Below are 22,592 nucleotides of genomic sequence, written 5' to 3'. Positions count from 1 at the left end.
GTTCTCGCGTGTGAACCCTAGTGCATGATGTCGATGACCACGCGGGTGGGGCCGCGCAGGAGGTTTACCTTGAACTCGGGGTTGCGCTTCTTCAAGCCGATCACGAAACGCTGCCCGCCTTCGAACCAGCCCTCGTTACTGATGGAATCAATGACCTTCGTGTGAGCCTCCACCTTCGGGGCTTCCACCTTGGGCCTGATCGAACCATCCGGGTTGATGGGGGCCTCGATACCGCGGAGGCCGATCACCATCGCCTGAGCTCCGTTGTACTCGATGGGGAGACCGGAACCCATGCCACGCGGTTCCTCGGTGAGCTGAACAAACCAGCCAGGTTGCCCTTCCCCATCCAGTTCGACAACAAAACGGTCGAAATCGCGGTGGCCACCATCGCGGACGTCGACAACCTTGAGGTGGGCACCCTGCCCTGGGAGCACGTCCAAAGGCTGGGAGCCAGCCATGGGCTCAAGCTCGTTGGAGGCGGTCACGCTGGACTGGGCGGCGGCGGACGATTCACTGTCTGCGGAATCCTTCGACGAGGACTGTGAGGACTGTGTGGCCTCTGCTGAAGCGGTGCTCGTGGTCTGATCGACTTCAGCAGTGTTCTGACCAGCGATCGAAGACGGGGCTTGGCTAACGCTATCGCCATCGTTGCACGCTGACACAGTAAGGCTCACCGCAGCAAGTGCGGCGATCAGAGCCGTCGATCGGAGGGGCTTTCCTTCTGTCCGGTTCATAGGTATCCAGGGTACAAGACGTGTCCCCCGGCTCCGAAGAAAGGCCACATTTCTGCTGCAATTGTTATAGAAAAGCAACAGCAGGATGTGGCCTTGAGTGTGACGTTTGGTGCAAGAGTTACGACGGGATCGGGGACTCCTGGGCCCACTGACGATCCTGAGCCGCGCGTTCCCGCACGCGTTCCTTCTGCTCAGCGACACGCACGCCGGCGGTGCCACCGCGGGTGCTGCGGCTGGCCACAGCACCGTCGATGGTGAGAACCTCGCGTACCTCGGGGGTCAGCGCCTCGTGCACGCCAGCGAGCTCCTCGTCGGTGAGATCAACCAGGCCCACGCCGCGGGACTCAGCAATGCGCACGCACGCCCCCGAGGCCTCGTGGGCCACGCGGAACGGCACTCCCTGTCGCACCATCCACTCGGCCAGGTCGGTGGCCAGGGTGAACCCGGCAGGGGCCAGCTCGCGCAACCGCTCCGGGTGGAACGTCAGCGTACCCACCAGGCCCGCCATCGCCGGCAGCAGCAGGTTGAGCTGGGTGACGGAATCCACGATGGGCTCCTTGTCCTCCTGCAGGTCGCGGTTGTAGGCCAACGGCATGGCCTTGAGCGTGGCCAGCAGGCCAGCGGCGTTGCCGATGAGTCGGCCTGTCTTGCCGCGCATGAGCTCCGCGACATCCGGGTTCTTCTTCTGCGGCATGATCGACGATCCGGTGGACCACTCATCCGCCAGAGTCACATAGCCGAACTCCGGCGTGGACCAGGCGATGATTTCCTCAGCCAGGCGCGAGAGATCCACTGCGGTCTGCGCAAACACGAAGGCCGCCTCAGACGCGAAGTCGCGGGAGCTGGTGGCGTCGATCGAGTTATCGGCAGCCGAGTCGAAACCGAGCTCGGCGGCAATAGCCTCCGGATCCAGGGCCAGGGACGACCCTGCGAGCGCACCGGAACCATAGGGAGACACGGCCAGTCGCTTGTCCAGGTCCTGGAACCGGTCGACATCGCGCAGCAGCGGCTGGGCATGAGCCAGCAACTGGTGGGCCAGTAGGACCGGCTGGGCGGCCTGGAAGTGCGTCTTGCCCGGCATGATGGCATCCGGGTGGGCATCAGCCTGAGCCACGAGGGCATCAACGACATCGAGGATGCCCGCCGACACGTCGCGGATTGCGTCGCGCACCCACATGCGGAACAGCGTGGCCACCTGGTCGTTGCGGGAACGACCGGCACGCAGTCGCCCGCCCACCTCGGGGCCCACGCGGTCGATGAGGCCGCGTTCCATCGCGCCGTGCACATCCTCATCGGAAGGCTCGGGGCCGAAGGCACCGCTGGCGACATCCTCGCCGAGCTTCTGCAAGCCCGCGAGCATCGTCTCCAGGTCCTCGTCGGAAAGCAGGCCAGCGCGGTTGAGCACGCGAGCGTGGGCCTGGGAGGCCAGCACGTCGTACGGTGCGAGAACCCAGTCGAAGTGCGTGGACTTCGACAGCGCCGCCATCGCCTCCGTGGGGCCGCCGGAGAAGCGGCCGCCCCACAGGGCGCCTTCGTTGGTGCCGTGCGGCTGATTACCGGGGGTGGATTGTGCCGGTGCCATTAGGCCAGGTCCCGCTTCGCAGCGATCTTGGAGGACAGTCCGTGCAGCTCCACGAAGCCGCGGGCCATGGACTGGTCGAAGCTATCGCCCTCGTCGTAGGTCGCCAGGTTGAAGTCGTACAGGGACTCGGTGGAGCGGCGGCCGTTGACGGTGATGGAGCCAGCGTGGAGCACCAGGCGGATGTCGCCGGTGACGTGCTCCTGGGTGGACTCGATGAAGGCGTCCAGGCTGCGCTTGAGCGGGGAGAACCACAGGCCGTCGTAGACCTGGTTGGACCACTCGGCCTCAACGTTGCGCTTGTAGCGAGCCAGCTCGCGCTCCACGGTGACGGCCTCGAGGGCCTCGTGGGCGCGGATGAGGGTGATGGCACCCGGTGCCTCGTAGACCTCGCGGGACTTGATGCCCACCAGGCGGTCTTCCACCATGTCCAGGCGGCCCACACCCTGGGCGCCTGCGCGGCGGTTGAGCTCCTCGATGGCTTCGAGAACGCTGACCTTGCGGCCGTCGATGGCCACGGGCTTGCCCTTCTCGAAGGAGATGATGACCTCGTCCGGGGCCTGGCCGAGGGCGGGGTCCTCGGTGTAGGAGTAGACGTCCTTGGTCGGGGCGTTCCACAGGTCCTCGAGGAAGCCGGTCTCCACGGCGCGGCCCCACACGTTCTGGTCGATGGAGAACGGGGACTTCTTGGACTGCTCGATCGGGATGCCGTTTTCCTCGGCGAAGGCGATGGCCTTCTCGCGGGTCCAGGCGTAGTCGCGGACGGGGGCGATGATATCCAGGTCAGGAGCGGTGTTGGCGAAGCCAACCTCGAAGCGCACTTGGTCGTTGCCCTTGCCGGTGCAGCCGTGGGCCACGGCGGTGCCGCCGTGCTCCTTGGCGGCGTCTGCCATGTGCTTGACGATGAGCGGGCGGGAGATCGCGGAGACCAGCGGGTACTCCTTCATGTACATGCCGTTGGCCTTGATGGTGGGCAGGCAGTAGTTCTCTGCGAACTCGTCGCGGGCGTCCACCACGATGGACTCCACGGCGCCGGCGCCGAGTGCGCGCTGGCGCACGGTCTCCATGTCTTCGCCGCCCTGGCCGAGGTCGATGGACACGGCCACGACCTCCGCGTTGCGCTCCTTGGCGATCCAGCTGATGGCGACGGTGGTGTCCAGGCCGCCGGAGTATGCGAGTACGACGCGATCCTTCATGGAATTGCGATCCTTTCGGTTATTATGAGTAGTTAAGTTGAGTGATATGCACTTGTCGGAATGTCACACGTAAATCTGCTACGCCACGAGTTTAACTGTGCGAGAGGTTGTAGAAATACTCCCCTAGCTCTTTGCCGTTGAGCGGCTCCCGAGCCAGCACGAATACGGTGTCGTCGCCGGCGATCGTGGCGACCACCCGGCTCATGTCGGAGCGGTCGAGGATGCTCGCCAGATACTGGGCCGCCCCTGGTGGGGTGCGCAGCACGGCGATGTTTCCCGAGTGGTCGTAGTCCACCAGCAGCTCCGTGAGCACGCGGCGTAGCTTGTCCGGCCCATCGACCCGCACGTCATCGGACAGGGAGTAGTAGGTCTCCCCGTCGCTGCGCACCTTCTTCGCGCCGAGGTCCACCAGATCGCGGGATAGCGTGGCTTGTGTGACGTCGATGCCGCGGTTGAGCAGCAATTCCAGCAGCTCCCGCTGGCTGGAGACCTTCTCTGCCCCGATGATGCGGCCGATGAGGTCTTGGCGCGCCGTGCGGGTTAGCGGAGTAGCCATGTCAGCAGTGCCTTCTGTGCGTGGAGTCGGTTTTCGGCTTCGTCGAAGACCACGGACTGATCGCCGTCGATCACCTCGGCCGTCACTTCGGAACCGCGGTAGGCAGGCAGGCAGTGCATGAAGATCGCATCGTCGGCAGCGGTCTTCATGACCTCGGCGTTGACCTGGTAGGCCTTGAGCGCGCTGCGGTCCAGGCTGGCATCCATGCCCATGGAGACCCAGGTGTCGGTGATGACCACGTCTGCCCCGGCGGCGTCCACCACATCGGTGACGGTCACGGTGGCCCCGGTCTGCTCGGCGCGGGCCAGCGCCCGGTCCACGAACTTCTGCTCCGGCTGGAAGCCCTCGGGCGCGCAAATGGTGATGTTCACCCCAGCGTTGGCGAAGCCCAGCATGTAGCTGTTGGCCATGTTGTTGGCACCGTCGCCGAAGTAGATGGCGTTGATGCCTTCCAGTCGGCCCTTGTGCTCCTTGATGGTCTGCAGGTCGGCGAGGATCTGGCAGGGGTGGAAATCGTCGGACAGCGCGTTGACGATCGGCACCGTGGCGGTCTCTGCCATCTGTTCCAGGTTCGATTGTGCGCTGGTGCGCCACACGATGGCGCTGACGAAGCGCGAGAGCACTGCGCCCGTGTCCTGGTAGGTCTCGCCCTTACCCATCTGGGACGCACCCGAGTCGACCACGATGGCGTTGCCGCCGAGCTCGTTGATGCCGGCATCGAAGGAGAATCGCGTGCGCGTGGAGGTCTTGTCGAACAGCACGGCCACCGATTCGCGCTCGAGCAGGTTGCGGTGCTTGCTGTAGTAGCGGTCCTTCTTCAGGTCCTCGGCCAGCGCCAACACCTCAACGAGTTCATTGGGCTGCAGATCATCATCTGCCAGGATGTGCCGCAGCACTCGCTTGTTCACCGTCTCATTACCCGTCGCGTTGGCCATGTCATTCTCCTTGCTTCGCACGGTTGTCATCCAACATTGTCGTTATTTTTTCGACGCCATCATGCGCCTGCTCCGCCGTGATGTTCAACGGTGGCACGATTCTCAGCACCTGTGGATTCGGCCGGTTGAGGATCAGCCCGTAGTCCAGCGGATCCACGGTGAGCGGCTGGTCCAGCACCACACCGAGCATGAGCCCACGGCCGCGCACTTCGGTGACGCTCGGGTGCTCGGCGAGTGTCGCGAACACCTCGGATTGCTCGCGCACGTTGGCGAGGATGTCCTCGGCCTTGATGGTCTCAATGACGGCGTTGGCGGCGGCGCAGACCACGGGGTTTCCGCCGAAGGTCGTGCCGTGCATGCCCTTGGCAAGTAGCTGTGCCGTGGGCAGTGCCACGCAGGCGCCGATGGGCAGGCCGCCGCCGAGGCCCTTGGCCATCGTGATGACGTCCGGCACGATGTCTTCCACCTGGTAGCCGAACCACTGCCCGGTGCGTCCCATGCCGGCCTGGACTTCGTCCACGACCATGAGGATGCCGAGCTCATCGCACAGCGCGCGGACGTCGGTGAGGAAGCCCTCCGGTGCGGGGATCACACCCGTCTCGCCCTGGATGGATTCCAGGAAGATCGCGGCGGTGGACTCATCGGCCATGTCCCGCAGCGCATCGATATCGCCGTATGGGTAGAACTCCACCCCGGCGGGCAGGGGCTTGAATGGCTCCTGCTTGTCCGGCTGCCCGGTCAGCGCCAGTGCGCCCATCGTGCGGCCGTGGAAGCCGCGCTCGGCGGCGAGGATCTTCGTCTTGCCGGTGGCGCGGGCGATCTTGAAGGCGGCCTCGTTGGCCTCGGCCCCGGAGTTGCAGAAGAACACCTTGGCATCCTCGGCGGCGGGGCCGATGAGGGTCTTGATGTTCTCCGCCAGGGCGATGACCTGGGGGTGGGCGAAAATGTTAGACGTGTGGCCGAGTGTGGAGAGCTGACGCGTAACGGCGTCGATAATAGCGGGATGACCATGGCCCAGGGCGTTCACGGCGATGCCGGAGAGCAGGTCGAGGTAGGTCGCGCCAGCGGAGTCGGTGACGATAGCGCCCTGGCCGCTGACGAGCTCGCGTTGCGGGGTGCCGTAGGTGTCCATCACGGCGCCGTTCCAGTGCTGCTCCCACGAGGCAGCAGCAGAGGCAGGGGCAGGTGTTGTAGCAGAGTTTGCCTCAGAATTAGACATGGATTCCTTCCCAATCTTCTGGGGTGATCATGGTTCCGATGCCGCCCTCAGTCATGAGCTCGAGAAGCACGGAATGGGGGATGCGGCCGTCGATGACATGCGCGGCATTCACCCCGGTGCGCAGGGCGGAAAGGCAGGCCTCCATCTTCGGGATCATGCCCGAATCGAGGCTCGGCAGCAGCTCCTCGAGCTCGTCCGGGGTGAGGCTGGAGACGAGGGAGTCCTTGTCCGGCCAGTCGGTGTACAACCCCTGGACATTGGTGAGCATGACGAGCCGCTCGGCACCGAGCGCGGAGGCCAGAGCGCCCGCGGCGGTGTCGGCGTTGATGTTGTAAATCCGGCCGTGCTCGTCCGGGGCGATGGTGGAGACCACGGGAATGCGGCCGGCATCGATGAGGTCGAGCAAGCTCTCGGCGTTAACGTGTTCGATCTGGCCGACCCGGCCCAGATCCACCTCTTCCCCATCGATCTCAATGGTGCGCTTGGTGGCGGTGAACAGGCCGGCATCTTCGCCGCTGGTGCCCACGGCGTAGGGGCCGTGTTCGTTGATCAGGCCCACGAGTTCGCGGCCGACCTTGCCGAACAGCACCATGCGGACGTACTCCATGACCTCAGGCGTGGTCACGCGGAAGCCGCTCTTGAACTCGCCTTCGAGCCCCACGGTCTTGAGCATCTCGTTGATCTGCGGGCCGCCGCCGTGAACCACGACGGGCCGGGCACCCACGGCGCGGAGGAACACCATGTCCGCGGCGAAGGCGCGCTTGAGGTTGTCATCGATCATGGCGTTGCCGCCGTACTTGACCACCACGATCTTGTCTCGGAAGTGCAGCAGCCACGGCAGCGCCTCGGCGAGGACGTGGCTGCGCACCTCGGGGGTGAGCCCTGTGGTGTCTATTGCCTGGTGAATTTCAGCCATTGTTGTTCGGTTTCTCTTGTCGCGTTCTGGCTCGTGTGCTGGGTTGTGTTGGGTTGTGCTGGCTCGTGCTGCACTCGCCCTAGGACGAGTACGCCGAGTTGATCTCCACGTAGTCGTGGGACAGGTCCGTGGTCCACACCGTGGCACGCCCCTCGCCCACCGCCAGGTTGACCTCCACGGCGATGTCCGCGCCGCTCAAGTCCACCTCGCGGGCGCCGGGTGCTCCCGTGGCATTGACGCACACGGGGTGGCCGTTGAAGGACACGCTGATCCGATCCGGCTCCATCTCCACTGGGGCCATGCCCACTGCGGCGAGCACGCGGCCCCAGTTCGGGTCGGAGCCGAACATGGCGCACTTGAACAGGTTATCGCGACCAATGACCCGGGCTGCGTCCTTGGCCTCGGCGTCCGTGGCCGCTCCGCTGACGGTGATGGACACGCGTTTGGTCACGCCCTCGGCGTCTGCCTGCAGCTGCATGGCGATGTCCAGGCACACCTGGTGCACGGCGGCGGCGAATTCCTCGGGGTCCGGGGACACTCCGCTGGCGCCATTGGCCATGAGGATCACCGTGTCGTTGGTGGAGGTGGATCCGTCCACGTCGATGCAGTCGAAGGTGGTGGAGCTGGCCCCAGTCAGTGCCTTCTGGGCCTGGTCGGCGGATTCGATGGTGGCGTCGGTCGTAAGAACCACCAGCATGGTGGCTAGCGACGGTGCCATCATGCCCACGCCCTTGCCCATCGCGCCGATGGACCATCCGTCGCCGTGGTACACGGCTTCCTTGGAGACGAGGTCGGTGGTCATAATCGCCTCAGCCGCCCTGTGACCTGCGGACTCCTCGCTGCTGAGCTGCGGCACCATCGCGTCCACTCCGCCCAGCACCTTGTCCATGGGCAGCACGTCGCCGATGAGGCCGGTGGAGCACACGGCGACCTCGGCGGCGTCGATCCCGAGCTTGTCTGCCACAGCCTGAGCCGTGGTCTCGGCGTCGCGGTCGCCCTGGGCGCCGTTGCAGGCGTTGGCGTTGCCGGAGTTGAGCACGACCGCGTGGAAGGTGCCATCGTTGTGCGCCCGGGTGTATTTCACCGGGGCGGCCTGCACCCGGTTGCGCGTGAACACTGCGGCCGCGGTGTATTCCGGGCCTTCGTTGACGACGAGCGCCATGTCTGGCTTCCCCGAGGGCTTAATCTTCGCGGTGGTCGACGCTGCTACGAACCCCTTGGGTACCGTCACGCCCTTGGCGGCCTGGCGGGAATCCTGGCTTGAGCCGTGCGGTGTGGGGTGCTGGTTCTGCTGATTCTGCTGCTGTTGGTTCTGCTGATTCTGCTCGTTCATGGGGTTGTGCTCCTACATTCCCGTTTGCGGAAGACCCGCGGTTTCCGGCCACCCCAGCATGAGGTTGAGGCACTGAATGGCGGCACCGGCGGTGCCCTTGGTGAGGTTGTCGATGGCGCTGGTGGCGATAATCATGCCGTCCGATACCTCCACCTGGAGGTGCACCATATTGGACCCCATGACCGACTTCGTTTCCGGCTGTTGACCCTGCGGCAGCAGGTGCAGGAAGGGCTCGTCGGCGCAGAAGTCCTCGTAGGCGTGGCGAATGTCCTTGTCCGTGCCGCGGGCGGGCGCGGTAACGGTGGTGAGGATGCCGCGCGTCAGTGGCGCGAGGATGGGGGTGAAGGTCACGTGCACGCCGTCGGTATCCGGCACGAGCTCTTCGAGGTTCTGCTTGATCTCCGGGGTGTGGCGGTGCGTGCCCACGCCGTAGGCGCGCAGGTTGGCTTGGGTTTCGCTACCGAGCAGGTTGACCGCGGCCTTCTTGCCCGCGCCGGAGGTACCGGTGACCGAGACCACGCTGATCTGCGGTGCCATGAGGCCGGAGGCGATGCCGGGCATGGCGGCGAGGGTGGCGCCGGTGGGGAAACAACCGGGCGCCGCGACGTACGAGCTGGCGGCGATCTCTTCCCGGTGGCCGGGCATCTCGGGGATGCCGTAGGTGCGCGACCCGGCGTGTTCGGTGCCGTAGAACCTGGCCCAGTAGTTGGCGTTGCGTAGCCGGTAGTCTGCTCCGCAGTCCACGACCTTCATGGTGTCGGGGAGGTTGAGATTGGCGGAGACTCCGTGCGGGAGCGCGAGGATGGCGGCATCGTGGCTGCCGAGGATCTCCTCGGTGGTGTCCTCGAGGCGGCGATCGGCCAGAGCCGGGAGGGAGGGCACCAGGTCACCGAATCGGGTGCCTGCGTTGGACCCTCCGGTGAGGGCTCCGATGGTGAAGTCGGTGCCATATCCGGGGTGGTTGAGCAGGAGGCGAAGTGCTTCGCCGCCTGCGTAACCGCTGGCTCCTGCAACTGCAATCGAAATCATTCTGCCTACTTTAGCAGAGAATGAAAATTATGCAGAAACATGAAATTTATGCACCCCTGGGGGTGGGGTGGACACCACCATGGGTGGCCGATCACGGAGGGTGGCTACGCGCGGAGCGTGGCGCCCACTTCGCGAGTGGCGTTCTCCAACGCGGCCTCGCGGGCCTCGCTGGCCTCCTCCTCCGTGAGCGTGCGATCCGTCGCGCGGAAACGCAGCGAGAAGGTCAGAGAACGCTTGTCCTCCCCCAGCGAGTCACTGCGATACACATCGAACAACCGGATCTCCTCCAGCAGCTCGCCAGCGCCAGCCCGCAAAGCGTCCTCGACGGTCTGGGCGGGCGTGGCGGCGTCGACCACAACGGCAATATCCTGCAGCACGGCCGGGTAGGCGGAGAGCACCGGGCGTGGGAACGTTTCCTTCAGCGGCAGTGCGTCCAGGTTCAGCTCCACGGCCACCGTGCGGGCCGGGATGTTCGCGCGCTCGCAGACCTGCGGGTGCAGCTCGCCGGCGTGGCCCACGACCTCGCCGTCCACGAGAACCTCAGCGCACCGGCCCGGGTGCCACGGCAGATACTCGGCATTGCGGAACTCCACGTCCACGCCAGCGGCACGAGCGATGATGCGGGCGGCCTCGATCGCGTCGGCGGCCTCGAACGGCACGGCCTGGCCCCACGTGCCCTGCAGCTCGCGGGCGCCGGATGCGACCACCGCGACGTGCAACGGCTGCTTCGGCAGGGAGTCCATGAGCTCCTGAATCTCCTCGGCAGACGGGCGCTGCGCCACGCTCGGCATCGGGGAATGCTGCTCAGAGGTCTCCGGGATAGCGACCTGCTCCACACCGTAGAGCGCCACATCACGCTGACCGCGGGTGACGTTGCGGCGCAGCGACTCGATCATCGACGGCAACAAGGTGGTGCCGATCTGCGCGTAGTCGCTCTCCAGGGGATTTTGCACCTTGACGGTGACGCGGCGGGGATCATCCGCGGGAAGATCCCACACGTCGAACACGTCGTTGGCGATGAACGGGGTGGGCAGAATCTCCGCGTAGCCCGCCCAAGCCAGGGCGCGGCCAACGCTGCGGCGCATGCGCTGGCGCGGGGTCAGGCCGGTACCAGCGGGTGCGGTCGGGACGATCGATGGGATGTTCTCCAAGCCCTCGAGACGCAGGACCTCCTCCACGAGGTCAGCGGGCATCGTGAGATCCGGGCGCCACGTCGGCGGGGTGACCTCGATCTCGCGGGCGCCGTTGTCATCCCGGGAACCGGTTTCGCGCACGGTGCAGCCGATCTCCGTGAGGCGGGAGATCGTGGTGCCGTCCGGGTAGATCGTGCCAGCGACCTTGCCGGGGCGGGACGTGTGCATCGTGATGGTGGGCATCTGCGGGACGGAGCCCACGATGGTGCGGCCCTCCACGATGGTGCCACCGGCGATCTTGGCCAGCAGCGCCACAGCGAAGTCGAGGGCTTCCTCGATGACCGCCGGGTCGGTGCCACGCTCGAAGCGGCGGGAGGCCTCGCTGGACAGCTTGTGGCGGCGGCAGGTGCGCGCCACCGTGATCTGATCCCAGTGCGCGGCCTCGAACAGCACGGTGGTCGTGGAATCCGTGACCTCGGAGGTCGACCCACCCATCACGCCAGCCAGCGACTGGATGCCATTGTCATCGCAGATCACCACGTCTTCGGCATCGAGGGTGCGCTCCACATCATCAAGCGTGGTGAGCTTCTCACCGGACTGCGCCAGACGGACGTGCAGGTCGCCGCTGACCTGGTCGGCGTCGAAGGCGTGCATCGGCTGGCCGAGCAGGAACATGACGTAGTTGGTGATGTCCGTGGGCACGTTGATGGGTCGCTGGCCGCAAAGCATGAGCTCGCGCTGCAACCACAGCGGAGACTCCGCGGTGGGATCCACGCCGGTGACCTTGCGCATGCCGAACATCGCGCACTTCGTATCCTCGTCCACCCGAATGGACTGCACATCGCCCTGGGTGCCGGGCAGGCCCGCGAAAAGGTCGTCATCGAGGGCGGCTGCGGCCGGGTCCGTGGCGGGGTCGCGGAACTGCAGATCGAAACTGGAAGCGAGTTCGCGAGCCAGGCCGCGAGCAGACAGGGCATAGCCGCGGTCAGGGGTGATGTTGACGTCGAAAACCGTGTCATCGAGGCCGAGCAGGCCGCGGGCATCGTCGCCGATGCTGAGGCCATTGGCGGCCAGCTCGGCGCTAGAGATAGTCATGATGCCGGGGTTCTGCTGGCTGGCTAGGCCCACTTCCATGGCGGAGCAGATCATGCCTTCGGAGATCTTGCCGTAGGTCTTGCGGGCAGAGATCTCGAACGGGCCGGGCAGCACGGTACCGGGCAGAGCTACGACCACGTTATCGCCCTCGGCGAAGTTCCGGGCGCCGCAGATGATGTGCTGAGGCTCGCCGGTGCCGTTGGCCTGGCCGACGTTGACGGTGCAGTAGCGGATGGGCTTTTTGAAGCCTTCCAGCTCCTCGATGTTGTCCACATGGCCGATCACGAGCGGGCCGGTGGTGTTGGGGATGGCCTGGTATCCCTCAGTTTCGAAGCCCACGCGGACGAAGCCCGAATCGAACTCCTCGGCGCTCACAGACCAATTGGGGTTGGAGGTCTGCAGAATGCGCGTCAGCCAAGACTGTGAAATCAACATGCTTTAGGTTTCCTCGAGTTTCTTCGTGGAGGTAGTGGGAGGTAGTTGGGAGTTAGTTGGAAGTGGTGGAGACTAGCTGGGATCCGGTTAGCTGCGCACGCCGAACGGCAGCGTGAAGCGAACGTCGCCCTCGACCATGTCGCGCATGTCCGGCAGGCCATTGCGGAACTGCAGGGTGCGCTCGATGCCCATGCCGAATGCGAAGCCGGAGTACTCGTCCGGGTCAATGCCAGCCGCGATCAAGACGTTGGGGTTGACCATGCCGCAGCCGCCCCACTCGATCCAGCCTGCGCCGCCCTTCTTGTTGGCGAACCACACGTCCACCTCAGCGGAGGGCTCGGTGAACGGGAAGTAGTTGGGCCGGATGCGGGTCTTGGCTTCCGGGCCGAAGAGGGTCTTGGCCAGGTGATCGAGGGTGCCCTTGAGGTGAGCCATCGTCAGGCCGCGGTCCACGGCAAGTCCCTCGACCTGGTGGAAGACCGGGGTGTGTGTGGCGTCGAGCTCATCGGTGCGGAACACTCGCCCAGGGCAAGCGATGTAGATGGGCACATCGCGGGAGAGCATGGTGCGCATCTGCACCGGGGAGGTGTGGGTGCGCAAGACCTGCTTGGAGCCGGTCGGGGCAATGTGGAACGTGTCCTGCAGCGTGCGGGCCGGGTGGTCCGGGATGAAGTTGAGAGAGTCGAAGTTGAAGTACTCCGCCTCAATCTCGGGGCCGTCTGCGATCTCCCAGCCCATGCCGACGAAGATGTCCGCGATCTGCTCCGACAGGATAGTGATCGGGTGCTGCGCGCCGTTTTGCCCCCGGGTGGTGGGTTGGGTGACGTCGATACGCTCGGCCTTGAGGACTTCCTCGTTGCGCTTACGCTCGAGGGCTTCCTTGGCCTGGGCATAACTCTTCTCGACGCGACCACGCGCCATGTTGACCATTCGGCCCGCGTCCTTGCGCTGATCCTTGGGCAACGAGCCGAGGCTACGGCGTGCTGCCGGGATGGGCGCGTCATCGCCCAGGTGGTCGCGGCGTGCAGCGGCCAGGTCATCCAAGTCCTGTGCGGACTCGAAAGCAGACACTGCAGCGTCGGCAGCTGCATTCAGGTTCGCCTCGGTCAACTCTGTGGTTGGAGTTTCCGTGGAATCAGACACTATGTGTGCTCCTCTAATGGCATCTCATGACCCCGTGGGGGTTCCCGCGCCGTAACGTCAGACTTTTAACCGAAACAATAATACCCGCTCCGGTCCGTTACGGCTTACTTGGTTGTGCTTTGGCGGCGGACGACTGGTACATGCAAATCGAGGCGGCCGTTGCGAGGTTCAACGATTCGGCGCGTCCGCGGATGGGGATGGAGACGCGGTGATCCGCCAGCTGCTGTACCTCATCGCTAAGGCCATGCGCTTCGTTGCCGAAGAGCCAGGCGGTGGGCCCGGACAGCATTGGGGCAGCATCGTCGAGGCTGACCTCGCCGTCGGCGGTCGTGGCCAGGATGGTAAGACCCTGGGCGCGGAGCTGGCCGATGACGTCCTTGATGTTCGTTGAGCGTGCCACGGGGATATGGAACAGCGAGCCCGCGGAGGCCCGTGCGGCTTTGCAGGACTGCGGATCGACTGTCTCGCCGGCGAACACCACGGCGTCTGCACCCATGGCGTCTGCCACCCTCATCAGGGTGCCTGCGTTGCCGGGATCGTTGGTTTCCACCGGGACGCTGACCAGCTGCGGGTTGCCGGCGAGGGCCTTGCCCACGCTCCATGTCACGGGCTTGCACAGGGCGAACAGGCCCGTGGTGGTGACGGTGTCCGAGAGGTGCTTGGCGGCCTTGTCCGTGATGAAGTGGATGTAGACGTTCATGTAGGAGGCCGTGCGCAGCACGGGTTCGAAGCGCTCTGCGGCATCCAGCGTGGCGAAGATATCGGTGGCAGAGCCGGTCGATACTGCTGCTTCCACGCAGTTTTCGCCTTCGACGATGAACACGCCTGCCTTCTTACGGGCTGCCGCGCGGTGGAGCTTCGCGGCGTTGACGATCCGCGGGGTGCGCTCGGTGAATAGTTCAACATCGTCTGGCGGCTGGAAACGCAGGGAACTCATGGCTTCTCATCCTATCCGTTCGGCGCCTAGACATGCGAAAAGGACCCGGATGGTCATCCGGGTCCTGGCATCACGCTCTTAGGAAGCGGCGGGGGCGTTAACATCCTCCGGCAGTGCGGCCTTGGCGGCGTCGCACAGAGCGGTGAAGGCGTCAAAGTCGTTGACGGCCAGCTCGGCGAGGATCTTGCGGTCGACCTCGATCTCGGCCAGGCGCAGGCCCTGGATCAGGCGGTTGTAGGTGATGCCGTTCTGGCGAGCACCAGCGTTGATGCGCTGGATCCACAGCTTGCGGAAATCGCCCTTACGAGCGCGACGATCGCGGAACTCGTAGGTCTTGGAGTGGAGCATCTGCTCCTTGGCCTTGCGGTACAGGCGAGAGCGCTGACCACGGTAGCCCTTTGCGGAATTGAGTACTTCGCGACGCTTCTTCTTTGCGTTCACTGAGCGCTTGACACGTGCCACTGTGATACGTCCTTTGCTTGAAAAATGTGTGGTTTAAGGGGCAGCTTTGGGGGCGGGAAGTGTCTTAGGACTTGCCCAGGAGGCGCTTGATGCGCTTGACGTCAGCAGGAGCGACGTCCTCGGTGCCCTTCAGGCGACGGGTGCGCTTGGACGGCTTGCCCTCAAGGAGGTGGCGGCGGTTAGCCTGCTCGCGGCGGAGCTTGCCGGAACCGGTGATCTTGATGCGCTTGGCGGCACCCTTGTGAGTCTTCTGCTTCATTGGTGAAAATCCTCTAAACGAATAGTTGAGTGTGGACAGGCCCGGCGGGGTCCTGCCAGGAACTACTTCTTACCCTTGCGGATGGGGCCCAGGACCATGGTCATGTTGCGGCCATCCTGCTTGGCGCGGGTCTCGACGACGCCGTATTCTTCGACGTCATTGGCCAGCCGCTCCAGCAGACGGAAGCCCAGTTCCGGACGAGACTGCTCACGTCCGCGGAACATGATGGTGACCTTGACCTTCGAGCCCTTCTCCAAGAAACGAATCACGTTACCCTTTTTGGTTTCGTAATCGTGATCGTCGATCTTCGGGCGGAACTTCTGTTCCTTCACCACGGTCTGCTGCTGGTTCTTCCGAGCTTCGCGGGCCTTCTGAGCCTGCTCGTACTTGAACTTGCCGTAGTCCATGATTTTTGCCACGGGCGGCTTGGCGTTCGGCGCCACCTCTACGAGGTCGAGGTCAGCTTCATAGGCCAGCTTTCGCGCATCATCAGTCTTGACGATGCCGACCTGTTCGCCGCCTGGACCGACGAGACGGACCTCATGGACTCGAATGCGGTCGTTGATGCGAGCTTCTGCGCTAATGTGAACTCCTCAGTAGCAGTTGGTTTACGTGTTGTACCGATTGCTCCGAGTGAAACTCCCCATATCCCCCAACATGGCACATCCTGATGAACGCGCACCGCCTTAGCGATGCACAATGTATTGTGTGCCAACGACCCGCGCCCAACCCAATTCCTCGGGCGGTCACTAGGTGGGAGAAGGAACTCCACTTGCAGCATGCAGGCAGTCAAAATATCCCCGCATGACGGTAGTGGGTAAGAGCTTAGCAGCTCGACCCCGATAATTCAAAAAGAGCCACGCCATAGTGCGATGCACTCCTTTACCCCTCTTTGGGACCATTGTGTGTGAGTTATCCACAGGCTGATTGTTTTGAAAAGAAAAAAAGGCAGTAATCCTGCTACTTTCCGAATTATGAAAGGCACTGATCCCAGGTTAGAGGCTATTCGACACGCTGCCATCGACTCCGCACGAGCCAGCGCCCGCCTAGCTCAACTTATCGAACGCTACACGCTCGAGACGGCGCAGTCACCACCCACTGCGCCGTCTCCGTCTCCGAATAATTTAGATAATCCAGCTCAACGGTCGCACGAGGGCCCTCCACCACAGGGTGCGCCACAGGCCTCATCTCAGGGCTCACCACAACAGCCTCCGCAACAGGGCCTCCCGCTGCCCCAACGACTGTCTCCGCAGCAGGGCTACCCGCTACCGCAGCAGCCAGCTCCTAGGCCTCCGATGGGATACCCGATGGCGCCGCCGCAGGCCGTCCAGCGACCATCATGGTGGAAGCGAGAAGATCTCGTCACCAAAATCCTCGCCATCACTGGAGCGATCATCACCGTCATGGGACTCACGATCTTTGCATCGCTCGCGTTTTCATCCGGCAGATCCGGACAAATCGTCACAGTGGTGATGGTCGCGATGGTGTGTCTCGCGGTAGCCGCCGCATCAATACCCGCCCATCGGCGCAATCCTCACAGCGCCGTCGCTCCCGCCATGATGATCACAGCCACGCTGGGTGCACTGGCAGATATTTGGGTTTCGGCATTTGCCGAGCCTCTACCGCTTATCGGACCGGACATCGGCGTTCTTCTGACCACCATCACGTGCGCAGCCTCCTTGGGCGTCGCATACATGTGGCGCAACCAGCCTCAGGCAATCCTCGTCACAGTCCTGGCTCCCCTATTCATCGTTCCGGTGTCGATCTACATCCTCATGCATCCTGAGGACTACTCCATCCCCGCCGTCTTCTTCCCCAGCTGTTTGGCCCTACTCGGCGTTTTGGGTATCGCCACTCGGTGGAACCGCCCGTGGTTTGCTCAACAGGTCGTCGCAACCATTACTTTCCTCGCAAGCATCTTCATCGTCGACGGCAATCCATTTGTGGTCTTGTTCTGTGGCGTACTTGGCATCATTGTTGTGATTGCCATCGGCTATTCACACCCTTATTCGTCTACCGCACTCACACTGGCCACCACGGTGGTTGTTCTCGCAACCCCAGCCTTGGTTCTTGTTAACTCCCGTATCTATTGGTTTGCCCTCATCATCCCCGTCGCCACGGCGTTGCTGGCTGGTTTCCTCATACTTCCCAAGACCAAAGCCCTGGCACTTCCACCTCTGAAGACGCCCGCAACACTCGAGGTGACACTTTCCGCGACAACTCTTGCTGCAGGCATTACAGTGGCGATCACGTTGTGGGCCATCTCGGCACGCCCTGAGCCCATCCCGGTCGTATCTGCGGCATGCATCGTAGGGGTTGCAGCTCTTGCTGCATGCGCTGTCAGCGCCATTCCACGATTCTTCGCCTCGGGAGCATGGGCGTTCCTCATTATTGCGCTTCTTGCAGGAGTGCCCTATGCCCTGAGCAGTTGGCAGATGGATCGAGTTCGGGCATCGGTCCCCAACGTGCTGGTGACCGCAGCTCTGGTCGGCGTGCTGGGAATTGCCATTGCGAAGCGACGGGTGCTCATCGGACAGCGTCTTACGGTTGACCCGTGGCTTCTTGGAATCATTTTCGCGCCTGGCTTGCTATACGCCTCGTCCACCGTGTTGGCGATTTTCACGTTGGTCAATCCCACCGAGCAGTTCTACATGATTGCGCAGGTTGTCATTTCCATTGGCTGGATGGTTGCCGGAGTGTACGCGCTGAACCGTCGGCACAACGTAGTCGGACTGGCGCTGGCCGGGTTCGCAACGATGAAGCTGGTGTTCTTTGACCTTTCAGTCCTCGGCGGCTTGGTCCAGGTCATTGCCTTCCTGGTGTCCGGAATTGCGCTGCTTGTCGCGGCGATGGCGCGGGACAAGCCAAGTCAACTCCCCAATGGAAACGTGAACGGCGGCCCCAATGGCGGCCCCAATGGCGGCCTAGGAAATTTCCGGGGCCCATTCAATCAGCCCGGCCCGATGGGCACTGGCGGACCAATGAGCCCTGGTGGACCGATGGGGCCCGGTGGACCAACCGGCCCAGGTGGCACGGTGGTTCCCGGTGGACCAATGGGACCGGGTCAGCCATCAGGACCTGGTCAACCACTAGGCTCCGGGCACCCCGCAAGCCCCGGGCGCCCCGCAAGCCCCGCGAGCCCGGCCACCCCTCCCGAGCAAATGGGACCCAAGAAGCCCATGGGACCAGGTGCCCCACGCCCCTAGCGCTACTCCCCCAGTCCCCCGCTCGCCGCTACACCAGCGAAGCCAGGTAGCGGCCCGTGTGGGATTCCTTCACCTTCGCGATCTGCTCCGGCGTGCCCTCCGCAACCACGGTGCCGCCGCCAGATCCGCCCTCCGGACCCATGTCCACGATCCAGTCGGCAGCCTTGATCACGTCCAGGTTGTGCTCGATGATGAGCACGCTGTTGCCCTTGTCCACCAGCCCCTGGATGACCAGCATGAGCTTGCGAATGTCCTCGAAGTGCAGGCCCGTCGTCGGCTCGTCCAGAATGTAGATCGTCCGGCCGTTGGATCGCTTCTGCAGCTCCGCGGCCAGCTTCACGCGCTGGGCCTCGCCACCGGACAGCGTGGTGGCCGATTGCCCCAGGCGCACATAGCCCAGCCCCACGTCCACGAGGGTGTCCAAGTACCGCGAGATCGAGGTCACGGGCGCGAAGAACTCCGCTGCCTCGGTGATCGGCATGTCCAGCACTTCGGAGATGTTCTTGCCCTTGTAGTGCACTTCCAGGGTCTCCCGGTTGTAGCGGGCACCGTGACACACTTCGCACGGCACGTACACGTCCGGCAGGAAGTTCATCTCGATCTTCAGGGTGCCGTCGCCGTGGCAGGCCTCGCAGCGCCCACCCTTGACGTTGAAGCTGAAGCGCCCAGCGGTGTAGCCGCGCACCTTCGCCTCGGTGGTTTCGGCGAACAGTTTGCGGATCTTGTCGAACACGCCGGTGTATGTGGCCGGGTTGGATCGCGGCGTGCGACCAATCGGCGATTGGTCCACCTGCACCAGCTTGTCCAGGTGTTCGGTGCCGCTGATCTTCTTGTGGTGCCCCGGCACCAGCCGCGCGCCGTTAAGCGTGTTGGCCAGGCTGCGAGCCAGGATGCCGTTGATCAGCGAGGACTTGCCACTGCCGGATACGCCCGTGATGCATGTCAGTACGCCGAGCGGGATGTTCACGTCCACGTTTTTCAGGTTGTTTTCCTGCGCCCCGTGCACGGTGAGCATGCGCTTCTTATCCACCGGCCGCCGGCTCTCCGGCACCGCCAGCACCCGCGCGCCCGAGAGGTAGTTGCCCGTGAGGGATTCCTCCACGTCGTAGATGCCCTGCGGCTCGCCTTGGTACACCACCTCGCCGCCGTATTCCCCGGCGCGCGGACCGATATCCACCAGCCAGTCGGCGGTGCGGATCGTGTCTTCGTCGTGCTCCACAACGATCAGTGTGTTGCCCAGGTCGCGCAGGTGCTCGAGTGTGCGGATGAGCCGTTCGTTGTCGCGCTGGTGCAGGCCAATCGAGGGCTCGTCCAGCACGTACAGCACGCCCGCCAGGCCGGAGCCGATCTGCGTGGCCAAGCGGATGCGCTGTGCTTCGCCACCGGATAGCGTGCCTGCGGAGCGGGACATGGAGAGGTAGTTCAGGCCCACGTCCAGCAGGAATTTCAGCCGCGCTTGGATCTCGCGCAGCACGGCTCCGGCGATCATTTCTTGCCGCTTGGTCAGTGTGAGGTTGTCGAGGAACTCGCTGGCGTCTGCGATCGAGAGGTCGGAGACTTCGGCGATGGACAGTTCCTTCTTCCCCGAGGCGATCGTTACTGCCAGCACCTCGGGCTTCAGGCGCGTGCCGTTACAGGTGGGACAGGCTACTTCGCGCATGTAACTGCGGTAGCGATCCTTGGCCCAGTCGGAGTCGGTCTGGTCCATCTTCCTGGTGAGGAATGGCATCACGCCTTCGAACGGTGCGCTGTAGTTGCGGGCACGTCCGTAGCGGTTGCGGTAGCTCACCTTGATGGTGGCGGAGTGCCCGTGCAGCACGGCCTTGCGCTGGGTTTTGGTGAGCTTGCTCCAGGGCGTGGTGGCCTCAATGCCCAGTTGTTCGGACAGTGCGGTGAGGAGCTTGACAAAGTATTTGCTGTTGGGGCTGGATGCCCACGGCGCGATGGCGTGGATCAGCGGCGCGTCTTCGTCGGGGATCACCAGCTTCTCGTCCACTTCAAGGCGGGTGCCCAGGCCATCACACGCCGGGCAGGCGCCGTATGGGGAGTTGAAGGAGAACGTGCGCGGTTCCAACTCGTCCAGGGTGATGGGGTGTCCGTTGGGGCAGGCCATCTTTTCGGAGAATCGCCGGGTACGGTTCGGGTCGTCGTCGCCAAGCCCCACGAAGTCGAGCACCACGATGCCGTCGGCGAGGTTCAGTGCGGTCTCTACGGAGTCGGTGAGGCGCTGCTTTTGCGTGGGCTTGACCTGTAGGCGGTCCACCACCACGTCGATATCGTGCTTGACCTGCTTTTCCAGCTTCGGCGGGTTCGAGAGCTGGTGGACTTCCCCGTCGACCATCACGCGGGAGTAGCCCTGGCTGGCCAGGTCCTCGAACAGGTCCACAAACTCGCCTTTGCGGGTGCGCACCACGGGCGCGAGCACCTGGAACTTCAGCCCTTGCTCCATGGCGAGGATCTGGTCCACGATCTCCTGCGGCGTTTGCCGCTGGATGACTTCGCCGCATTCCGGGCAGTGCGGCACGCCCGTGCGAGCGTAGAGCAGGCGCAGGTAGTCGAAGATTTCGGTGACGGTGCCCACGGTGGATCGTGGGTTGCGGTTGGTGGATTTCTGGTCGATGGATACGGCCGGCGAGAGGCCTTCGATGAGGTCTACGTCCGGCTTGTCCATCCGTCCGAGGAACATGCGGGCGTAGGAGCTCAGCGATTCCACGTAGCGCCGCTGCCCTTCGGCGAAGATCGTGTCGAAGGCCAGGGAGGATTTGCCTGACCCCGACAGTCCGGTAAAGACGATCATCTTGTCGCGGGGCAGATCAATGTCCACGCCCTTGAGGTTGTGCTCTCGTGCACCGCGGACGACCAGCGTGTCAGCCACCACAACTCCTTTATTTTTGCGTTAGTCGCGTTCGACCTGCCTAGTGTACGCGTAGCCTGGGACCATGACTATTTCGATTTCTTCGGTCAATGAAATTGCTTCGCTATCTTCTCCCCGTGAGGTTCAGGCTGTGTGCCTTTCGGGTTCGCCTTCTTCGGTCGACGCCACCAGCCTGACCCACACCACCGTCGGCGATATGGATAACAACGTGTGGATCCTGTCTCGGGGTGGTCAGGCGTTGCTTATTGATGCGGCTACTGATGCCCCACACCTGTTGGAGCTCATTGATCAGCTCGGCGTGACGGTCACGGATGTGCTCACCACTCACCGGCACCATGATCACGTCCAGGCGTTGCAAGAGGTTTTGGAGGCCACGGGCGCCCGTCACCACGCAGGCCGCAAGGATGCCGAGGCGTTGCCGGCGTCCGTGGATGAGGTCTACGGCAACGATGAGGGCACGCCGGAGCCGCTGCGTTTGGCCGGTGATCAGCTGGCTGATCTGGGACTCAAGGCCGTGGAGCTGCGTGGCCACACACCGGGTGGCATTGCTGTGCTGGGGCTGGGCCGCGCCTTCGTGGGAGATAGCGTTTTCCCTGGTGGTGTGGGTAAAACGAATTCGTCGGAAGATTTCGCCCAGTTGCTGGATGATGTGGAGTCCCGCATCTTTAGCCTGCCTGGTGAGACGATCATTCACCCCGGTCACGGCGATTCCACCACGGTGGCTGAGGAAAAACCCAAGGTCGATGAGTGGCGCCAGCGAGGCTGGTAGGCTAATTCTTCGTGAGGCGTACCATAAGACGTACCCACCAACTAATAGGAGTGTGTAGAACATGATCCGTACTCTCGCCCGCCCGCTGCTGGCTTCTTCGTTCGCCGTTGACGGCGTGCAGATGCTGCTGCACAGCAACAAGTACTCCAAGGATGCGAAGGCTGTGAACTCCACCCTCCGCTCCGTGATCCCCGCTGGTTACCGCAGCTTCATCCCGAGGGATCCCGATACCACCGTGCGCGTCGTGGGTACCACCAAGGTTGTGGCTTCCCTGGCTCTCGCCAAGGGCAAGTCTCCGCGCTTGGCTGCCGCTACCCTGGCTGCCCTGCAGATCCCCACAGCCCTGTCCCGCCACGCTTTCTGGAAGGCGTCGAACGAGGGCGAGAAGAAGGAAGAGGTGCGCGGCCTCGTCACCGACCTGGCTCTGCTGGGCGGCCTGGCCATCACCAGCGCTGACACCGCTGGCAAGCCGGGTCTGAAGTGGCGCGTGCAGAAGGCCATGCCGGGCAAGTCCGAGCAGCAGAAGATGCTCGAGAACGCTCAGGGCCAAGCACAGTCCTTCTTGGAGAAGACCAAGGACGTGGCTTCCCAGGTGCAGGAGAACGTGGCTGACTACGTGGATGACCACTCCGATGAGTGGAAGGAAGCCGCTGGCAACCTCAAGGATCAGGCCGTTGTTCTCGGCGCTCAGGCGCAGGACATCGCTTCTGACTTCATTGGTGACGTAGACACCAAGAAGCTGAACAAGAAGGCCAAGAAGCTGCGTAAGAAGCTCGGCTAG

Annotated in this window: 19 protein-coding genes; 3 read left to right on the top strand and 16 right to left on the bottom strand. The window is 63.7% G+C overall.

What is annotated here, in order from left to right; genetic code table 11:
* Nucleotides 1-17: 17 nt before the first annotated feature.
* The 15 genes from LA343_RS06765 to infC form a co-directional block, all read right to left on the bottom strand.
* The gene (locus tag LA343_RS06765) at nucleotides 18-734 is read right to left on the bottom strand and encodes an AMIN-like domain-containing (lipo)protein (protein ID WP_025402587.1); all 717 of its coding nucleotides are present in this window, start codon (nucleotides 732-734) and stop codon (nucleotides 18-20) included.
* A 118-nt stretch (nucleotides 735-852) separates the two neighbouring features.
* Nucleotides 853-2,316, bottom strand: coding sequence for an argininosuccinate lyase (argH, locus tag LA343_RS06760; protein WP_025402586.1), 1,464 nt, complete (start codon nucleotides 2,314-2,316; stop codon nucleotides 853-855).
* Nucleotides 2,316-3,509: an argininosuccinate synthase gene (locus LA343_RS06755; protein WP_025402585.1), complete on the bottom strand. Its 1,194-nt coding sequence runs from the start codon at nucleotides 3,507-3,509 to the stop codon at nucleotides 2,316-2,318. Before LA343_RS06755 ends, argH begins: the two co-directional genes overlap by 1 nt.
* A 91-nt stretch (nucleotides 3,510-3,600) precedes the next feature.
* Entirely contained in the window at nucleotides 3,601-4,065 is a 465-nt protein-coding gene (argR, locus tag LA343_RS06750) for an arginine repressor (RefSeq protein ID WP_025402584.1), read from the bottom strand.
* Nucleotides 4,050-5,000, bottom strand: a complete 951-nt coding sequence (gene argF, locus LA343_RS06745; protein ID WP_052337538.1) for an ornithine carbamoyltransferase — start codon at nucleotides 4,998-5,000, stop codon at nucleotides 4,050-4,052. Before argF ends, argR begins: the two co-directional genes overlap by 16 nt.
* 1 nt (nucleotide 5,001) lies before the next feature.
* Nucleotides 5,002-6,219: an acetylornithine transaminase gene (locus LA343_RS06740; protein WP_025402582.1), complete on the bottom strand. Its 1,218-nt coding sequence runs from the start codon at nucleotides 6,217-6,219 to the stop codon at nucleotides 5,002-5,004.
* Nucleotides 6,212-7,135 (bottom strand): acetylglutamate kinase, encoded by a 924-nt coding sequence (gene argB / locus LA343_RS06735; RefSeq protein ID WP_025402581.1) that lies wholly within the window; start codon nucleotides 7,133-7,135, stop codon nucleotides 6,212-6,214. Before argB ends, LA343_RS06740 begins: the two co-directional genes overlap by 8 nt.
* A 79-nt stretch (nucleotides 7,136-7,214) precedes the next feature.
* Nucleotides 7,215-8,468 (bottom strand): bifunctional glutamate N-acetyltransferase/amino-acid acetyltransferase ArgJ, encoded by a 1,254-nt coding sequence (argJ, locus tag LA343_RS06730; RefSeq protein ID WP_025402580.1) that lies wholly within the window; start codon nucleotides 8,466-8,468, stop codon nucleotides 7,215-7,217.
* A 12-nt stretch (nucleotides 8,469-8,480) separates the two neighbouring features.
* Entirely contained in the window at nucleotides 8,481-9,497 is a 1,017-nt protein-coding gene (gene argC, locus LA343_RS06725) for an N-acetyl-gamma-glutamyl-phosphate reductase (RefSeq protein WP_025402579.1), read from the bottom strand.
* Nucleotides 9,498-9,601: 104 nt separating this feature from the next.
* Nucleotides 9,602-12,160 carry a phenylalanine--tRNA ligase subunit beta gene (pheT, locus tag LA343_RS06720; RefSeq protein WP_025402578.1) on the bottom strand — a complete coding sequence of 853 codons (2,559 nt, stop codon included), beginning with the start codon at nucleotides 12,158-12,160 and terminating at the stop codon, nucleotides 9,602-9,604.
* An 87-nt stretch (nucleotides 12,161-12,247) separates the two neighbouring features.
* Complete coding sequence (pheS, locus tag LA343_RS06715; protein WP_025402577.1) at nucleotides 12,248-13,303, bottom strand: phenylalanine--tRNA ligase subunit alpha; 1,056 nt, start codon at nucleotides 13,301-13,303, stop codon at nucleotides 12,248-12,250.
* Between the two features lie 97 nt (nucleotides 13,304-13,400).
* Nucleotides 13,401-14,240, bottom strand: a complete 840-nt coding sequence (locus LA343_RS06710; RefSeq protein ID WP_025402576.1) for a TrmH family RNA methyltransferase — start codon at nucleotides 14,238-14,240, stop codon at nucleotides 13,401-13,403.
* 78 nt (nucleotides 14,241-14,318) lie between these two features.
* Nucleotides 14,319-14,702 (bottom strand): 50S ribosomal protein L20, encoded by a 384-nt coding sequence (gene rplT / locus LA343_RS06705; protein ID WP_025402575.1) that lies wholly within the window; start codon nucleotides 14,700-14,702, stop codon nucleotides 14,319-14,321.
* 64 nt (nucleotides 14,703-14,766) lie between these two features.
* Complete coding sequence (gene rpmI, locus LA343_RS06700; RefSeq protein WP_025402574.1) at nucleotides 14,767-14,961, bottom strand: 50S ribosomal protein L35; 195 nt, start codon at nucleotides 14,959-14,961, stop codon at nucleotides 14,767-14,769.
* A 62-nt stretch (nucleotides 14,962-15,023) separates the two neighbouring features.
* Complete coding sequence (gene infC, locus LA343_RS06695; protein ID WP_081737300.1) at nucleotides 15,024-15,545, bottom strand: translation initiation factor IF-3; 522 nt, start codon at nucleotides 15,543-15,545, stop codon at nucleotides 15,024-15,026.
* A gap of 711 nt (nucleotides 15,546-16,256) precedes the next feature.
* Here infC and LA343_RS06690 point away from each other — a divergent pair.
* Entirely contained in the window at nucleotides 16,257-18,167 is a 1,911-nt protein-coding gene (locus LA343_RS06690; RefSeq protein WP_224209142.1) for a DUF2339 domain-containing protein, read from the top strand.
* Between the two features lie 28 nt (nucleotides 18,168-18,195).
* Here the strand turns inward: LA343_RS06690 and uvrA are convergent, their stop codons facing one another.
* A complete protein-coding gene (gene uvrA, locus LA343_RS06685; protein ID WP_025402571.1) occupies nucleotides 18,196-21,042 on the bottom strand; it encodes an excinuclease ABC subunit UvrA in 2,847 nt (948 codons plus the stop codon).
* A gap of 64 nt (nucleotides 21,043-21,106) precedes the next feature.
* Between uvrA and LA343_RS06680 the strand changes: the two genes are divergently transcribed.
* Both LA343_RS06680 and LA343_RS06675 read left to right on the top strand, forming a co-directional pair.
* A complete protein-coding gene (locus LA343_RS06680) occupies nucleotides 21,107-21,811 on the top strand; it encodes an MBL fold metallo-hydrolase (protein ID WP_081737299.1) in 705 nt (234 codons plus the stop codon).
* Between the two features lie 61 nt (nucleotides 21,812-21,872).
* Nucleotides 21,873-22,592 carry a DoxX family membrane protein gene (locus LA343_RS06675; protein WP_025402569.1) on the top strand — a complete coding sequence of 240 codons (720 nt, stop codon included), beginning with the start codon at nucleotides 21,873-21,875 and terminating at the stop codon, nucleotides 22,590-22,592.

Source organism: Corynebacterium falsenii, from assembly GCF_020099275.1.
Taxonomy (GTDB): domain Bacteria; phylum Actinomycetota; class Actinomycetes; order Mycobacteriales; family Mycobacteriaceae; genus Corynebacterium; species Corynebacterium falsenii.
This window is presented reverse-complemented; position numbering and strand designations above follow the sequence as displayed.

Excerpts from the sequence above, each read along its gene's own strand:
- LA343_RS06740 (WP_025402582.1), bottom strand. The coding sequence starts at position 6,219 with ATGTCTAATTCTGAGGCAAACTCTGCTACAACACCTGCCCCTGCCTCT.
- argR (WP_025402584.1), bottom strand. The coding sequence starts at position 4,065 with ATGGCTACTCCGCTAACCCGCACGGCGCGCCAAGACCTCATCGGCCGC.
- pheT (WP_025402578.1), bottom strand. The coding sequence starts at position 12,160 with ATGTTGATTTCACAGTCTTGGCTGACGCGCATTCTGCAGACCTCCAAC.
- argC (WP_025402579.1), bottom strand. The coding sequence starts at position 9,497 with ATGATTTCGATTGCAGTTGCAGGAGCCAGCGGTTACGCAGGCGGCGAA.
- LA343_RS06710 (WP_025402576.1), bottom strand. The coding sequence starts at position 14,240 with ATGAGTTCCCTGCGTTTCCAGCCGCCAGACGATGTTGAACTATTCACC.
- LA343_RS06675 (WP_025402569.1), top strand. The coding sequence starts at position 21,873 with ATGATCCGTACTCTCGCCCGCCCGCTGCTGGCTTCTTCGTTCGCCGTT.
- LA343_RS06690 (WP_224209142.1), top strand. The coding sequence starts at position 16,257 with ATGGGATACCCGATGGCGCCGCCGCAGGCCGTCCAGCGACCATCATGG.
- argH (WP_025402586.1), bottom strand. The coding sequence starts at position 2,316 with ATGGCACCGGCACAATCCACCCCCGGTAATCAGCCGCACGGCACCAAC.
- LA343_RS06755 (WP_025402585.1), bottom strand. The coding sequence starts at position 3,509 with ATGAAGGATCGCGTCGTACTCGCATACTCCGGCGGCCTGGACACCACC.
- argB (WP_025402581.1), bottom strand. The coding sequence starts at position 7,135 with ATGGCTGAAATTCACCAGGCAATAGACACCACAGGGCTCACCCCCGAG.
- argJ (WP_025402580.1), bottom strand. The coding sequence starts at position 8,468 with ATGAACGAGCAGAATCAGCAGAACCAACAGCAGCAGAATCAGCAGAAC.
- argF (WP_052337538.1), bottom strand. The coding sequence starts at position 5,000 with ATGGCCAACGCGACGGGTAATGAGACGGTGAACAAGCGAGTGCTGCGG.
- LA343_RS06765 (WP_025402587.1), bottom strand. The coding sequence starts at position 734 with ATGAACCGGACAGAAGGAAAGCCCCTCCGATCGACGGCTCTGATCGCC.
- rpmI (WP_025402574.1), bottom strand. The coding sequence starts at position 14,961 with ATGAAGCAGAAGACTCACAAGGGTGCCGCCAAGCGCATCAAGATCACC.
- LA343_RS06680 (WP_081737299.1), top strand. The coding sequence starts at position 21,107 with ATGACTATTTCGATTTCTTCGGTCAATGAAATTGCTTCGCTATCTTCT.